A 15,383-nucleotide genomic window follows, 5' to 3' on the forward strand; every position below is an offset into this window, starting at 1 on the left:
ACCACACAGGCTGCTTCCTGCTTGAATTCCGGCGTAAAAGATCGTCGTTTCCTGCTCATCAGACACCTCGCTAATGGTGGCAAGATTACCACCTATGCTGATGTCCGGTGTCATTGGACCACTACACATACCAACCAGATAATCCGGATACCCAATATTCATTGACTTTTACTCCAACACTGTATCTGAAACAGAAATCGAGTGAAGGTGATGGAGCCGGGCATCTCGAGCAAGGCATGCTGGCGCTTACTCGAGGGATAAAATCCGAAAGGTCGGGGTACCGCACTATTACGACAAGCGCACTTGATGACTCTGTCGCTCGGCCCGTACTTTCAGGGCCTATCTACCGTCTAAAGCGACGGGGCATCTACCGGTGGCTGACGACACCAGTCTCTAGGGTTATCGACGGCGATGCGATAATCTGAAGGGGGGCGGTCTAGGCGGGTGCAAACTCACAAGCCGCGTTCGCGTCTCAACGGGCATTGGTATTAAACGTCGGCCTAGCCGCCATTCGATGTGTCCATCGAGATGTCTGTCTAATCCATGGAGGGCTGTCGGCTTTTTTCTATCGGTTAAGATTCACGGCAGAGCTGATTAAGTACCGACGGCTCGGATTCGACAAGATCGAGCATCGCATGCGTATAAGCCTTTTGTGACTTTACCGCACGTTGATATAGGGCATGCACTTTATGGTACTCCGCCGGCATCGACTCGTCGGCATTCTCGGCTTCGAACTTCGCCACCAATGCCTTGGCATCACCGATAACCTTTTGCAGTTCCTCGATAATGAATTCGTAATCTTCTATTGTCATTGAGGTCGACCTGGGCAGCGACATTTTGGTGCATTGAATCACAGAGAAGCGTGGGTGGTTAAACCGATAAAAGGGGCGTTTTAGTAATTTATCATGGGTTAAGTTTGGATACAAAAAGGCCGGCTTGCGCCGGCCTCGATTGCCACTTCAACTTCGTGTCGCGAATTACTGCAGCAGAGACAGAACGCCCTGCGGGACCTGGTTGGCCTGGGCCAGAACCGAAGTGCCGGCCTGCTGCAGGATCTGTGCTTTGGTCATCTGAGATATCTCAGTCGCATAATCGGCATCCATGATGCGCGAGCGGGCAGCGCTGAGGTTGACTGTCTCCGTGGTCTGCTGCGAGATGACGGAATCCAGTCGGTTATGCATGGCTCCCAGATGGCTACGTTTTGCATCGACGGTTGCGATGGCACGACCCAGCGCAGCGAGAGGATTTTCCGGCTGACGTAGCCGGATATCCTGATCGACTTCCGTCAAATTGATAGTCGTGTGGGCAATGCCATCGTCATCCACACCATTGGCATCCGTTTGAACACTAATATTGTAGACGCCAGAGCTGACGGTTTGAGACGGATGATAAATGATAACGTCGCCATTGCCGTTGACCGTCTTGATAAGAATATCGCCGCCTTCGTCGTCTACTAACGTGGCGGTTTTATAGCCGTCTTCACCAGAATCGTCGTTATTGACCGAGAAGTAGTAATTACCGTCCCCGTCCGTTCGTAGAACATCACTGAAAGTTTGGCCATCCCCATCGGTATAATTGACAGTGACGTTTCTCGGATCCAACGTGACGATCGAGTAGCCGGAAACCGTGTCGACCTGGTCCATGTCAGCATCGAAGACACTTGGAGTGCTGTCGCTCTGGATAGAAGCGATAATCGTGCTGGCAGCACCGTCAGACGTTACGCCGACAGCCGCGTGATGGAACCGATACTCACTATTGGAGACTTTTTCTTCGACATAATAGTCACCGGTGGTGCTCTGCATCAGGCGGGTCGTAGCGGAATCCATGGTAGTTCCATCAGCACGTTGAATCTCAATAGTATTGTCGACAGAGACCGTCGGAGAAGCTTCAACGGCGGTGACAGTACCGAAAGGCGCGGCCTGGCGTGCTGTGTCATCCTGGGGGGAGAACGTCAATGTCGTATTGCCGTCTTCATCGGTCACGGCAGTCGGGTTGGTCGCACGATAATAAACCGGCTCGCCAGCGTCCTCCGACTGAATATAGTAGTTGCCGCCGCCATCCTGAACGATCGATTCGGCGCCGCTCATCCACGAAGTGCCATCAGCCGCATGGTATTTAACGGAAACCCCGGCGTCCGATAAATCGTAGCCATCGACGTTGGTTACCGGACTAAACGTGGCGGCTGTGAGAACATCACCGGTCGAGGCACTGACCACGGCCCGGGCCGTATCCGCTTGATAATTCAACTCAGCAGCCTGATAGCGTAACTCTCCACTCGTGCTGTCGGTCGTTTGGAGGTAGTAGTGATCGTCGTCTCCGAGAACCAACGCGCGTTCGTTGTCGTCGCTCAATACCACATCGTTCTCGTCGCGATATTCGAACTGGCTGAAATTCTCGGCTTCAATGGTAGTGCTGGGTGTGTAAATCGGCTGGACGGTCTGAATGACTGTGACCTCGCTGCTATCGGTCGCAGTCGTGTGGTAAGCCTGAATGCCAGCGTTGTAAAACGCGGCGTTGCCCTCGGTGTCGGTCGCTTGGGTGTAGTAGCCAAATCCATTCGAGGCGGAATAACGCAGATCGGGGTCAGTCGCGGCGGTGTTCGTATAGGTGACATTGGTTGAACCGTCGTTCAGTTCGATATCGCGTGCTCGTCCCAGCACGGTATCGCGTGGCGTAACGTCGCCGCTGATGCCCACTATCGTGAAGTCCTTCAGCCCCAGCGACTCCGAATCGAAGCCGGGCGGCGTCAGATCGATCCCTAGTTCCTGACCGTCGTGAGTACCCACCTGCAACTTGACAACACCCGCCTGGCCGTTCAGAACGGAAATGCCATTAAACTCGCTCGTTTCCGCGAGCCGATCGATTTCCTTGAGGTTTAGATTAATCTCCGCCTGTATCGCATCGGCGTCGTCGAGGTTCAGCGTACCGTTGAGCCCCTGGACGGTCAGTTCACGCACACGCTGCAGCCGCTCGTTGATTTCATCAAGTGCGCCCTCGGCGGTTTGCGCCATGGAGATACCATCATTGGCGTTGCGCTGTGCCTGATAGTGCCCCTTGATCTCCGAAGTCATTCGGTTACCAATCGCCTGGCCGGCAGCATCGTCCTTGGCGCTATTGACGCGCAGGCCCGACGCCAGACGTTCCAGCGACGTCGAAAGCGCGTTGCCGGTGTGGCGTTGATCTTGTTGTGCCTTGAGAGAGGCAAGATTGGTATTGATAACAGACATGTGAGGTCTCTCTAGTTCTTAAGATCCTTATCGACAGAGCGGCTAAAATCTTGAATTTTTTTAACGAAACCGGAGCGTAAAAAGGCCGGCTTGCGCCGGCCTTTATTTACCACCTCAACTTCGTGTTGCGGATTACTGCAGCAGAGACAGAACACCCTGCGGGACTTGGTTGGCCTGAGCCAGAACCGAAGTGCCGGCTTGCTGCAGGATCTGTGCTTTGGTTATCTGAGATATCTCAGTCGCATAACCGGCATCCATGCTTTGCGAGCGGGCTGGGCGTTCAGACCGACTGTTTTCGTGGTTTGCTGCGAAATAACAATACCGATTAGTTAGAGCCGCTGAGATAGGAGTGAAATTGTACGCAAGCTCTTAACGTCGTTATTATTTTTATGAAAATAATTAGTAGGAATGTCCTGGCCTAATTGCAACCTTCTTAAGATTGCAAGTTAGTTTGATGTAAGGTTTAATTCACTTTAAATAAATGTAGTTTTTATGTAGGTGGCATATGTCGTGTTATTATAAGAGCGCTTTATGAATAAGCGTTAGGCGCAGGCATAAGCATGCCTGCGCATTCCAGATGCTTACTTTAGCTGAATATGCTTGACTCCCAATCGATTATGGCTTCATTGCGCGTTATGAATTTTTCGGGCACATGTTTGACACTTTTATACCTGGCAACAATTTCATCATAATTTTGACTTAGAATAGTATTCTCAGGGTCTAGGCCTTTAACTATCAATAGTCCTGTTGGATATGCATTTAAAAATGTAATATGCAAATTCGGTCTATATGCTTCTAATATTTCTACTAACTTCCAAACATCTCCTGTCCAGTTTTGTGTTATGCGCTCCCTAAGCGCTTGATTTGGATGGCCAGGAAAAATATCGTCAATAGCTACAATTGTATTGTAATGTGAGTGTTTCTCGACATTTATGAAATCTCTCAAAGCATACTCGAAAAGGTGCATGCCATCAATAAACGAAAAGTCAATGGTATCATCTATTGTTTCATTAGCCGTAGTTGCAAAAAAGTCATCGCTAGTCATGTTAAAAATAACATGATTGCTATTAAGTGGGTGCGAAATACATGGGTTCGGATCTATACCTATCGAATGACATTTAGCAAGAGCTAAACTTTTTCCTGTTTGAACGCCTATTTCTAAATAAATATTAGGCTTTGCTTTTGCATGAATAGTTGCTAAAACGACATGTTTGTCAACGTTACCAAAAACATACTCCTCGTCATAAAAAGTTCTATCTAGATTATATGGATTTTTCTGTAACCCAAACGTATTTTTTCGTCTGTTATTGAGGAGGTCTCGGTCATGCTTGTTACCTCCACCTGTTAAGGCTTTATTGTAGTCAATTTCAATAAGTACGCTATTCGAGTCATATATGAACTGATTAGTCATTTGCGCAATTTCAGTAATTTCATCATCAGCGCAGTGAGAGTTGTATTCATCAAAAAATAAACCTTGTGAATATATCTTACTCACCCAAGATGAACGGACCATGCCAAATGAAGCTATTGATCCTGCCCATTTCCCATCATTAAATGCCAAAAGTCCTTTTTTGGATTTTTCCATTGTTTTGTAAGCTATATCAAGCCAATGCATACCAGGGAAGGCATCCTGTGCTAAATATACAACATATTTGCTAGATAGCTTGTTAAAGACAGTATTGGCCGTGCTGATAAAGCCTAATCTTATGTCGTCTATGATAATATAAATATGGCATTTTTTAGCAGACCTAGCATGTAGTATAGCAGCTGTCTTAACTCCTTCTTCAAGGTTAATGCAGGGCATAATGACTGATATTTCATGGCCGTTATTTGAAGGCGTTTCAATATTGCTGGTACGTATGATAGTGGTTGCTTCGTCAAGTTTTATATTTTCCTGCAAAGAAAAGGAAAAGTAGTGTTCTGCAAGTTTTTTATCAAAAGCGCCTAGCAGTGCAAGCGACTTTTTGTTTCTCCCTAAAGCCAAGTGCAACAAAAACGCTGTCTTTAACTGTTGCTTCGCAGTGAGGTTTGAGTGTCGAACAAATATTGCATCTGCATAACTTAGATTGCCAGAAAAATCATTATCAAAAAGACAGTGAAGGTTTTCTTCTGTAGAGTATTTTTCGTTACATAATTTGTAAAAATAAAAATCGTTTTTGTTGGCCCAGCGTGTGAGAGATTCTAGATTTGCTTGGTCTTCGTACTCAAAACAGAAATTTACTCGAATCTGAAGTAATAGGGTCTTTGATAGCGCCCTAATACCGTGTTTCAGAATAGTCAAGTTGTTATGTCGGCCATCGAGGATCAACATGTCCAGGCTTTCCAAGCCTTCGATACTGTCTAGGGCGATGCTGGGAATTTCCAGTGTTTGGAGTGTATCGGCACCATTAGAGGTCATTGATTTCAGACTGGCAACATTGTCCTCGCCTTCAGCGATTGTGAGCGTGACGAGCTGGCCGTTGCCCAGCGTGACTTGCGGAAAGTGCTGGATTTCGCCGTATTGTGCCAGTTCCTGTGCATTGCCGGATGTGTTTATTGGGTCGAATGCCAGTACGGTGATGTTACCCGAGCCAAGCAGCTCCTTGGCGTCGCTGCGCATGGCGATATTGGCGCCGTTATCAAGAATCGTGACGGGGCTTTCCAGGTCCCAGTTAAAGCCAGTCTGCAACTCGGCAGATAGTTTTACGGGCTTACTTTCATCTTCGAACCAGGCTTGCCCGCCTTTGTTGAAAGTCAGAGCTGCCGGTGCCTTACCTTCACAATGGCGTTGCCAGATGGCGCGCAGCGTCTTATGTAGATGGCGCCCGAATCGTGGTCCATCGCAGACGGGAGACTGCTCGAGATACGTCCGCAACGCAGCTCGAATTATTGCTAGGCTTGGTAGATCCGAGGCAAGTTCGATAACACGCTGGCGATACTCTTCCCAACTGCTAACGACCAGTTCCTGCATTCCCGCGTTGGTCAGGTGCGTTGCCGAGTGTCGCCCGGCGAAGGTTGAGCCAGGCAGAGTGACTACGGGTACGCCCATCAGCATGGCTTCGCAAGTAGTCAAGCCTCCGGAGTAAGGCCAGGGGTCCAGAGCAATATCGACGCGATTGTAGCTTCGGAGCAATTCCTGATGCTTGGATGGACCTTCAAGAATCAGGCGTTCTTCGGTGATGCCAGTTTCGGCCATCGTGTTGCGGATTCGCTCGCAAACCTCGGGGCTCGAGTATTGCCCGCCTTTTAGAAATAGACGGCTATTAGGCAGCTCATGCATGAGCTCGGCCCATTTCTGGAGAACTACATTATTCAGCTTAGCTGGATTGTTGAAGCATCCCAGCGTGATATAGCCATTGGCGATTGCGGGCAGAGCGGTAATGGCCGGTGTGTAGTAGGGCGGGTGATAGCAAACATAATCGTCTGGCAGGCGAATTAGCTTTTCGGTGTACTGATCATCCACGCCGGGTGGCGTTTCAATGCTGTCGCTCAGGAAGTAGTCGAACTCCGGAATGCCCATGCTACTAATCTGGGTACCGACCCACTTGATAATCAGTGGCGCCGGTTTCATTACGATGGCGGGTAAGCGGCTATTGGAGCCATGCCCTGCCAAGTCGATCAGGATATGGACCTCGTCGCTGTGAATATTTTCGGCAACCTGCTCATGCTCGAGATGATAGATGGGACGCCATTGCGTCGCGATTTGCTGAATGCGCTGGGCAATGAAGTCACCGGGTTCACTGTCACTATAGACGTATAGCTCAATATCTTTCGGTAGATGAGATAGCGCGCTGGTGATCATCCAGCCGACAGGATGCAGGCGTAAACTACCGGAAATAATACCGACACGGAGCTTGCCTCCGCTTGCCACAGGATCAGGAGCGTGAGTGTAGGGGGACTCGCAGGCAAACTGCCGTTGCCATTCTTGTGCAGCTTCAAGAACATTCTCTAACGTACTGTCGGGGTTGTAATGCCGTGACAGGATCTCATTAGAGTAAGCTGTCGCATACTTAGGAGCTAGTTCTTTGGCTTTTTGATAATGCGCTTCAGCCTTGGCGAAGTCCGCCATATCCTTATAGTAGTTACCAAGACTGTTATGAACGGTCGGGTCTTTGGGCTGCAACGCATAAAGCTTCAGTAGCTCATCCATACCCTCTTGGAAGCGTAATGATAGCGAGAGCACGACGCTGCGCATGGAGAGTATTTGCGCGTTATCAAAGCCCAGCTCCTTGGCTTGGTCGAGATGCTGCAAGACGTCCTGACTATTCCCCGATTGATGCAGCATGCTGGCCATATTGTAATGACCCTGGGCATTGTCCGGCTCCAGCTCAAGACTTTTTTTCTGAAGTGCCAGCGCCTTATCAAGTCGGTTGGTATGAAAGCACGCTCGTGAGTATGCATTCAGTACCAGCGGATCTTCTGGCGTCAGATGAAAGGCGGTTTCCAGTGAGGCGGCAGCTTCGGCAAATTCCCCCGACTGCAGCAAGCAGTTACCGAGTGCCTTCCAGGCAAAGGCATCATTGGGATAGCGCGTGATGAGTTTCTCGGCTGTCCGTTTGGCTTCCCGAATGCGATGACTTTGATACAGCGTCATGAACTGTTTCTGCTCGGAGGGGGGCGTCTGCTGAGGTGTGGTCATGGTCACTATCACGTATGGGAGAACTGGGCTTTACGTGATTTTGACAGCACCTTGTCAGGGCAAAGCCGCAAATAGCGGCGGATTCGCATGAATACTTATGGAATAGGCAAAAAAAGGCCAGCGGATGCTGGCCTTTCCATAACTGCCTTGCTAACTGCGGAATTACTGCAGCAGAGACAACACGGACTGCGGTGTCTGGTTGGCCTGAGAGAGGACAGAAGTACCGGCCTGCTGCAGGATGTTGGCACGTGTCATGTTGGAAACTTCGACGGCGTAATCGGCATCTTCAATGCGCGAACGTGCAGCAGAGAGGTTGGTGGACGTCGTGGAGATATTGTCGATCGCGGATTCGAAACGGTTCTGGACCGCACCGAGGTCGCTACGCGCGTTGTCAACCGAGCTGACCTTCGTATCCAGATCCTCAAGCGCCTTGGCGGACATCACGTCAAAGCCAAAAGCGCTGACGCTACGGGCTTGACCATTGACAGAAGCCATTGTGCCAGTAGCGCCAGCAGTGTAAGAGGTGTCATAGGCGTTCCAACCGCTGGCAGAACCGATCTTGACATTGATCGTTTCACTGTCATTGGCACCAACCTGGATTTTGAACGTGGAATCCTCGGACTGGGAGAAGAGCGCAGTGCCGTTGAAGCTGGTCTGATCAGTAACCCGGTTAATCTCGTCCAGACGCTGATTGACTTCCTTCTGGATTGAGTCGATATCCTCAGCGCTGTTGGTGCCGTTCTGAGCCTGAACCGTCAGTTCACGGATACGCTGGAGGTTATCGTTGACCTGATCCAGTGAGCCTTCGGCGGTCTGGGCCAAAGAGATACCGTCGTTGGCGTTACGGCTGGCCTGATTCAGACCAGTTACCTGAGAAGACATGCGGTTGGCGATGGCCTGACCGGCGGCATCGTCCTTGGCACTGTTGATGCGCAGGCCGGAAGAGAGACGCTCCATGGCGGTGGACAGCTCATTGGCTGACTTATTCAGGTTCTGCTGACCGATCAGAGCGGTGATGTTGGTATTGATAACTGCCATTGTCGTGATTCCTTATCTCGGTTGAGAGGGCGCTTCTCTAAAGAGACCGCAACCTTAGGCCTGATCCGCTGCGCTAATGGCAGCTGGTGCCGGATCGTGGTGCAACGGCCCGTGGCCGTTGACCCAGTTATCGGCGCTACCCGGATTCGCTTTAGGACGATTTCACTTTTTTGATGAGGATGTTTGTAATGATTGGTAACGAGCTACGAGCTACGAGCTACGAGCTACGAGCTACGAGCTACGAGCTACGAGCTACGAGCTACGAGCTACGAGCTACGAGCTACGAGCTACGAGCGGAAGAGAGAAAGAGAGAAAGAGAGAAAGAGAGAAAGAGAAGGGAGGAAGGGAGGAAGGGAGGAAGGGAGGAAGGGAGGATGAGATTGCGTACCTGGCTGCGTCGGCGAGGTAACACTATGAATGCCTGGCAGCGCTGGCCGGAGGCCGCCACGATAGTGGCTGCGAAAGCTATCGCGACAGTGGCGCAGGCCGGAGGAGTGCAGGGTGAGGAATCTTGAGCGATTCTCGTGGTCCGAGATGTAGCGATGGCTGTCGCCGGCCGGTATTTTTGGTGACTATTTCCAAGCATTCAGCGCCGTACAATGCCTTTCAATGCTTGCCGTGACCGTTGATAGTCAAAGAAGGGTGGCGGTATTGATGATTTCTGGGGTGTTTTTCGCTAGACTCATGTGCTGTTTTAGAGAGCCACGGCACTATTTCCCGCCAGCAAATTTATCATCCCGTCCAACGCTGGCTCAGGCCGTTTTTCATCAGACTTTATCGACCCGCAATCGGGTCGTTTTTCAGGATGTTTAATAACCTATTATGTCTCGTATGATGGATGAACGTGAAAAACTTCGTAAGTTTCGGGAACTCGATGATGCCTTTGCACAGGCCCTTCGTGAGATGGATGGCGGCTCCCGCCCGGCATCGAGCAAACCGGAAGCGCCGGCCGCTCACCCTGAGTTCGAGCTGCGCCTGCAAGGTTTGATGGACGAGTACGCATTGAGCCAAGGCTGCGTGCACACCATGCTCAGCACGCTTTTGGAATTCAAGAAGATTGTCTAGCAGAAACAGGCTTTCCCCGTTTTATGACTGCTTTTAATAATCGAAAGTCGTATCGATGACCATTTCGTACTGGTCATCGATAAGTATCGTTTGAGTGATGATGTTTTCCGAAAATAATAATCTTTATTTTCCGTGCTGATTATCGTCTCGTTAGTAGCTTTGATGGTTTGATAGCTTTTGCCGAGGTTGTAAAGGACCTAAAGAGATAGTCACCAAAGAATTTTTACGACTTTAGACTCTGAGGGGCGTAAGTCCGTAGGTCAGTGGATTGACGATTTCTTCCAGTTTCCCTATTTGCGGAAAATCGTCGGCTACGAGTATGTAGTTGAGATTCATGTCCAGAAAATTCAAGTTCTTGACGACGGCGACCTTCATTGGAATACCCTTGGCGTCGATTTCCATGATCCACGCCAGATATCCTCTGGAAAACTTCGCCAGGCTGCCGATCGGATACAACCCGTACTGCTGGATATACTCGACGAGCAGGCTTTTATCGTAGGCGCCGGAGGCGTCGTTGATCCAGCGGTAAGCATCCAGTGGCGGCCTTCCCGGGTTGCCATTGCGACCGTGGGTCAGTTTGTTGACGGCTTTGATGACCGAAATCGTCTTGACGAGACTGGAGAGATCTTCGGACGATTTGCCTTGAGGATAGCCGGTGCCATCCAGCCGTTCATTGGCATTTTCGAGGATGTCGTGACAGACCGGGCTGGGCGACCATTCCAGGACCGAGAGTCTTTTCAGCAGCGTGGTCGAGTGGCCTTTGAGTATCGCTCTCTGGCTGGGTGTCATGTGGGCTTCGAGAGAGGGCAGCTCGGGGCTGATAAGCAGCGGTTTGCCCAGCGTATGCATGAGAGCGCCGACAACGGCCTCCCTGATCTGCGGAGAGTGGGGATCCTGCGTGATCAGCATATCCGCCAGCTGTCCCGCTACCTGCACGGCATGCCTGACCCAGTCCGGCTCCATCAGCAGCGAGGCCAGATCATATAGCAGCGCCTTGCGATCTCGCATCGCCATATCGATCAAACGGTCGGCACTGTCGTAAAATATCTTTTCGCGGAAATTGGTTCCGGCCTTGATGAAAAGAAACCCTATCTGAATCTGGTTGGCGATCTCGGCCACGCCACGCTGGATGGAGGGTTTCATTTTACCGCCTTGGCTATGGGACTGACGAAATTCCTTGTCCTTGTTATTCGCGATGAACAGGGGCGAATGATTCGTGATTTTCTGGTTGGTGCCACAGCGGTAGGCGGCTTCTCTTTCAGCATCCCTGACGTGCTGATAGATGGCTTCCTGCTGCTCGGAGTTCATGTTGATGAACTGTATGCCGACGGCGGTATAGCCCTGGCTGCCGATAGGCCGAATGTGCCGAATTTTGCCTTCCGAGAAAAAAGTCTCACCGTTAGGAAATTCCAGGGTAATGCCGGGAAGTATCTGATCGACTGTCAGGGCGATACTGTTGGCTATCGGAATCTCCAATAGACAACCGCCGATGGACAGATTATGCAGAAAGCCGTTGATACTCAGGCTGTGACGATAGACCTCCAGCCTGACGTCTGCATGCATCCCTAACACGAAGGGAACGCGAGCCGAGCGGCCGATACCCGCGCCGGCAATAGCGTCAGGTAACTGGCATTCGAGTCGGTAGCTGAAGGTATCGGTTTTCAATATCTTCGCCGGTGCCGAATAAACGCTGTAGACCTCTCGGTTCTGAGGGGCCGTGGGCTTGGCGGCTTCGATATCGAAATTGAAACTGCCTTCGTTGGCATACCTCTCGATATCTATATCATTGAGTTGGACTTTCAAGACTATTCGGCCGGAATCCTGATCGATATCGAGGATGTCGGCTTCAATGGAATAATCTTCGTTCTCCGAATAGACCGATAGCTTGTGCTGGTACTGCGTCAGTGACCGAATGACTCGGGCGGAGAGGTTGGGGGCGCGTGAGTTGCCATTCATAAGTCACCCTGCGTTGGTCGTGTGTTTTCTTTTTTTAATAGCTCTCGAGCAAAGCCGCTTAAGTATAGTTTGGTGATGCCGGTCAGCGGTCCGCTGCCTAATCCGCATTCTAGGTACTCCTTCAAGCATAGGGAAGATAGGTATATGTCTTTTGCTATCGCTTTTGCTTAAGCCCGGTGAAACTTCTTGTTGCTTTTCGGTCAATCGCGATCGTATTCGGATGCCGACGATGTCGACTCGATGTTTGTAGTCTAAGTTAACTTAGCTGGCTTGGCCGGGCGGGTTGCCGAATCTCACCCGTCGCTGAAGCGGTAGCGTCGTGAAGGCCAAAACCGTTTACCCTGACGACTGGGCGCGATGCCTGGCGATGCCTGGATGCATCGAGTTAGATATCGTGGCCTGTAGGAGAGAGCTCGATGCAGCAGATATCCATTCCAGCGAAGCCAAGGATGCGCGCATGCTGATCCCCGTTGTTCTGGCCGGTGGTTCCGGCACTCGCTTGTGGCCGATGTCGCGGGCGAGCTATCCCAAACAGTTTTTGCCGATCACCGGAACGCGCAGCATGCTGGTGGAAACCCTGGCGCGTTTCGAACCGCTGGCTCCGGGGGCGCCAATCGTCGTGTGTCAGGAGGCGCACCGGTTTGTGGTGGCCGAGCAACTGCGGGAGGCCGGTTGGTCGGCGGATATCCTGCTCGAGCCGGCGATGCGCAACACTGCGCCGGCCATTGCCCTGGCCGCGCTACAAGCCATGAGCCGTGATCCGAACTCGGTGATGCTGGTGTTGCCCGCCGATCATGCAATCGCCAATCCCGAGACTCTGATCCGTGCCATGACCCCGGCGCAGGCAGCGGCCGAGCAGGGCAAGCTGGTGACCTTCGGTGTAAAGCCGACGCGTGCGGAAACCGGCTACGGCTATATCGAAAAACGCACCGATACCGATACCGGGAGCGACCCCGAAACGAGCGAGCCACTCGGTAACGACAGCGCGGAGCGCGCGGTGCCGGTCGAGCGCTTCGTGGAGAAGCCCGATGCGGAGACGGCGCAGCGGTATCTCGATGGCGGTCGGCATCTCTGGAACAGCGGGATGTTCGTGATGCGTGCGGACCGCTACCTACGAGCACTCGAGCAGCATCGGCCGGCCATGCTGGCGGCGGTGACCCGCGCCTGGGAAGGCCGTCAAGCCGATCTCGATTTCCTGAGAGTCGGCGTCGAGGCCTTTAGTGCCTGCGAGGCGGAGTCGATCGACTGCGCGGTAATGGAAAATACCGCGGATGCCAGCGTGGTGGCGCTAAATGCCGGCTGGTCGGATGTGGGTTCATGGCAGTCGCTGTGGGAGATATCGGCCAAGGATGACAACGACAATGCGCTGCGCGGCGATGTGATCGTCGACGAGGTTTCCGGCAGCCTGATCCACAGCGAAAGCCGACTGGTGGCGGCGGTCGGCGTCCGAGACCTGATGGTGATCGAGACGCCGGATGCGGTCATGGTCGCCCATCGCGATGCCGCCCAGGCGGTCAAGCGGATCGCCGAGACGCTCAGGCATCAGAGTCGACCGGAGTGGGACCAGCACCGCCGTGTGCATCGTCCATGGGGCAGCTACGACGGCGTGCATCGCGCCGAGCGTTATCAGGTCAAGCGTATCAGCGTGAACCCCGGCGGCCGGCTGTCGTTGCAGAAGCATTTCCATCGCGCGGAACACTGGATCGTGGTCCGCGGCACAGCGCGAGTGACGCGTGGCGACGAAACCTTCCTGCTGGAAGAGAATCAATCGACCTATATACCCTTAGGCGTTGTCCATCGGCTCGAGAACCCGGGCAAGATCGAACTGGAGCTGATCGAGGTTCAGAGCGGAAGCTATCTCGGCGAAGACGATATCGAACGGTTCGATGACGTCTACCGGCGGGAGTGACCACCAGTCTCGATCATGATCCCGGCTGAACAGCGTTGCCTTGACCGTCGCCCTGGGTCTGATTCGGTGTATCGCCCTGTGTGACGCCCTGCGCATTGCTCAGAATATCGCCCAGGGTGTCGCTCTGTGCCTAGCCCCTCACCAGCGAAGCGTCCGAATCCGATAGCGGTGGTTGCGGCGCATTGCCGCCGTCGCGTTGTGGCATATCCAGGCGAACGGTCGGCAGGTGCTCAGGATAATTCCGGCAGATGAAGTCGATCAGACCTTCACGGATCTCGCAGCGTAGATCGAAGGTATTGGGGCCGCCGCTACTGCTGACCAGCACGCGCAGTTGCTTGTTGCGCTCGGTCATCTCCAGCAATTGCACCTTGCAGACCCGGCCCGTCCAGAACGGCGACGCCTCGGCGATTCGCTGGCACTCGGCGCGTAGCGGCGCCATCGGCAGGTGATAGTCGGCGTAGAGAATGACCACGCCGATGAGATCCTTGTCGCGCCGAGTCCAGTTCTCGAACGGATGGTCGACGAAATAGGTGATCGGCAGTACGACTCTCCGCCAGTCCCAGGTGCGCACGACGGCGTAGGTCAGCGTCAGTTCTTCTACCCAGCCCCATTCGTTCTCGACGATGACGGAGTCATTCAACTGGATCGGCTGGGTTAGTGCGATCTGGATGCCGGCGATCAGGTTGCCCAGCACCTTCTGTGCCGAAAAGCCGAGCACCACGCCCAATATCCCCGCCGAGGCCAGAATGCTGGCACCCAGCTGACGAACCTTGTCGAACACCATCAGCATCGAGGCGAGCGCCAGGATGATGATCACGAAATTGATCAGCTTGCGCAGCACCGTGATCTGGGTATGGACCTTGCGCGCGATGGCATCTTCGTCGTCGAATTTGTAGCGCTCGCTCAGCGCGCGCTCGCTGATATTCACGCCGTGAATCAGCACCCCGGCGATGACGCCGATCAGAATCAGACTGGTGAGATCGTGCAGCGCCGCATCGAGACTGACCGAGGTGATGAAAATCGGAAAGAGGGAGAACAGCACGAGGATAGGAATCAGCGCGGCCAGGCAGCGCGCCATGAACGGCACCAGGAAGCGCTCAAGTATCGAAGTACGCGAATCGCCCCAACGGTCCATGGTGTTGACCAGCCGCCGAGCCAGGCGGATCAGTAGCCAGACGCCAAGCAGCGCGGCGCCGAAATGCGCCACGGTCATGATCAACGAGTGGCCCTCGACTTCATCGGGAATCAGGAAGTAGCCGGCGCCGAATAATCCATAGATCCACAGCACGCCCACTAACGGCGGATGTACCGCTTTTGCCGTCGTGCCGAGCAGGTGCAGGCGGCCATCATCGAGCCGCCGCAAGCGGAAGTGAATATATTTGAGCAGCGCGTGGGCAACGACGGTCGCGCCGATAATGGCTGCCGCCGTGATCCAGAACGGCAGCGCATCGAGCCAGCTTGCGATGAGGGTGTTGATGAACGTCGCATTGAGGACGGATTCGTTCATGGATGAGCCTGTTATTGATGTTGTCGACTCATTCCAGCTTAGGCGCTTTGGCTACGACTTTCG

At 52.8% G+C, this 15,383-nt stretch carries 9 protein-coding genes; 2 read left to right on the plus strand and 7 right to left on the minus strand.

Annotated features, from left to right (window positions below):
• Nucleotides 1-572: 572 nt before the first annotated feature.
• The 5 genes from ACUN9V_RS14940 to ACUN9V_RS14960 form a co-directional block, all read right to left on the minus strand.
• Nucleotides 573-812, minus strand: coding sequence for a hypothetical protein (locus ACUN9V_RS14940; RefSeq protein WP_445511982.1), 240 nt, complete (start codon nucleotides 810-812; stop codon nucleotides 573-575).
• Nucleotides 813-977: 165 nt separating this feature from the next.
• Complete coding sequence (locus tag ACUN9V_RS14945; protein ID WP_445511983.1) at nucleotides 978-3,227, minus strand: flagellin N-terminal helical domain-containing protein; 2,250 nt, start codon at nucleotides 3,225-3,227, stop codon at nucleotides 978-980.
• Between the two features lie 132 nt (nucleotides 3,228-3,359).
• Nucleotides 3,360-3,572, minus strand: coding sequence for a flagellin (locus tag ACUN9V_RS14950; protein WP_445512052.1), 213 nt, complete (start codon nucleotides 3,570-3,572; stop codon nucleotides 3,360-3,362).
• Nucleotides 3,573-3,813: 241 nt separating this feature from the next.
• On the minus strand, nucleotides 3,814-7,845 hold the full coding sequence (locus tag ACUN9V_RS14955) for an O-linked N-acetylglucosamine transferase family protein (RefSeq protein WP_445511984.1): 4,032 nt from the start codon (nucleotides 7,843-7,845) through the stop codon (nucleotides 3,814-3,816).
• Nucleotides 7,846-8,007: 162 nt separating this feature from the next.
• Nucleotides 8,008-8,883 (minus strand): flagellin N-terminal helical domain-containing protein, encoded by an 876-nt coding sequence (locus ACUN9V_RS14960; RefSeq protein ID WP_445511985.1) that lies wholly within the window; start codon nucleotides 8,881-8,883, stop codon nucleotides 8,008-8,010.
• 822 nt (nucleotides 8,884-9,705) lie between these two features.
• Here ACUN9V_RS14960 and ACUN9V_RS14965 point away from each other — a divergent pair.
• Nucleotides 9,706-9,948, plus strand: a complete 243-nt coding sequence (locus ACUN9V_RS14965) for a hypothetical protein (RefSeq protein WP_246837788.1) — start codon at nucleotides 9,706-9,708, stop codon at nucleotides 9,946-9,948.
• Nucleotides 9,949-10,179: 231 nt separating this feature from the next.
• Here ACUN9V_RS14965 and ACUN9V_RS14970 read toward each other — a convergent pair whose 3' ends face one another.
• Entirely contained in the window at nucleotides 10,180-11,904 is a 1,725-nt protein-coding gene (locus ACUN9V_RS14970) for a PilZ domain-containing protein (protein ID WP_445511986.1), read from the minus strand.
• 457 nt (nucleotides 11,905-12,361) lie between these two features.
• Here ACUN9V_RS14970 and ACUN9V_RS14975 point away from each other — a divergent pair, with 457 nt between their 5' ends.
• Nucleotides 12,362-13,813: a mannose-1-phosphate guanylyltransferase/mannose-6-phosphate isomerase gene (locus tag ACUN9V_RS14975; protein WP_445511987.1), complete on the plus strand. Its 1,452-nt coding sequence runs from the start codon at nucleotides 12,362-12,364 to the stop codon at nucleotides 13,811-13,813.
• Nucleotides 13,814-13,943: 130 nt separating this feature from the next.
• On the opposite strand, the gene ACUN9V_RS14980 is transcribed toward ACUN9V_RS14975, so the two are convergent.
• On the minus strand, nucleotides 13,944-15,320 hold the full coding sequence (locus ACUN9V_RS14980; RefSeq protein ID WP_445511988.1) for a mechanosensitive ion channel family protein: 1,377 nt from the start codon (nucleotides 15,318-15,320) through the stop codon (nucleotides 13,944-13,946).
• Nucleotides 15,321-15,383: the final 63 nt, after the last annotated feature.

The organism is Salinicola sp. V024, from assembly GCF_052645315.1.

Coding starts and splice junctions, on each gene's coding strand:
- ACUN9V_RS14940 (WP_445511982.1), bottom strand. CDS start 812: ATGACAATAGAAGATTACGAATTCATTATCGAGGAACTGCAAAAGGTT.
- ACUN9V_RS14945 (WP_445511983.1), bottom strand. CDS start 3,227: ATGTCTGTTATCAATACCAATCTTGCCTCTCTCAAGGCACAACAAGAT.
- ACUN9V_RS14955 (WP_445511984.1), bottom strand. CDS start 7,845: ATGACCACACCTCAGCAGACGCCCCCCTCCGAGCAGAAACAGTTCATG.
- ACUN9V_RS14960 (WP_445511985.1), bottom strand. CDS start 8,883: ATGGCAGTTATCAATACCAACATCACCGCTCTGATCGGTCAGCAGAAC.
- ACUN9V_RS14965 (WP_246837788.1), top strand. CDS start 9,706: ATGTCTCGTATGATGGATGAACGTGAAAAACTTCGTAAGTTTCGGGAA.
- ACUN9V_RS14970 (WP_445511986.1), bottom strand. CDS start 11,904: ATGAATGGCAACTCACGCGCCCCCAACCTCTCCGCCCGAGTCATTCGG.
- ACUN9V_RS14975 (WP_445511987.1), top strand. CDS start 12,362: ATGCTGATCCCCGTTGTTCTGGCCGGTGGTTCCGGCACTCGCTTGTGG.
- ACUN9V_RS14980 (WP_445511988.1), bottom strand. CDS start 15,320: ATGAACGAATCCGTCCTCAATGCGACGTTCATCAACACCCTCATCGCA.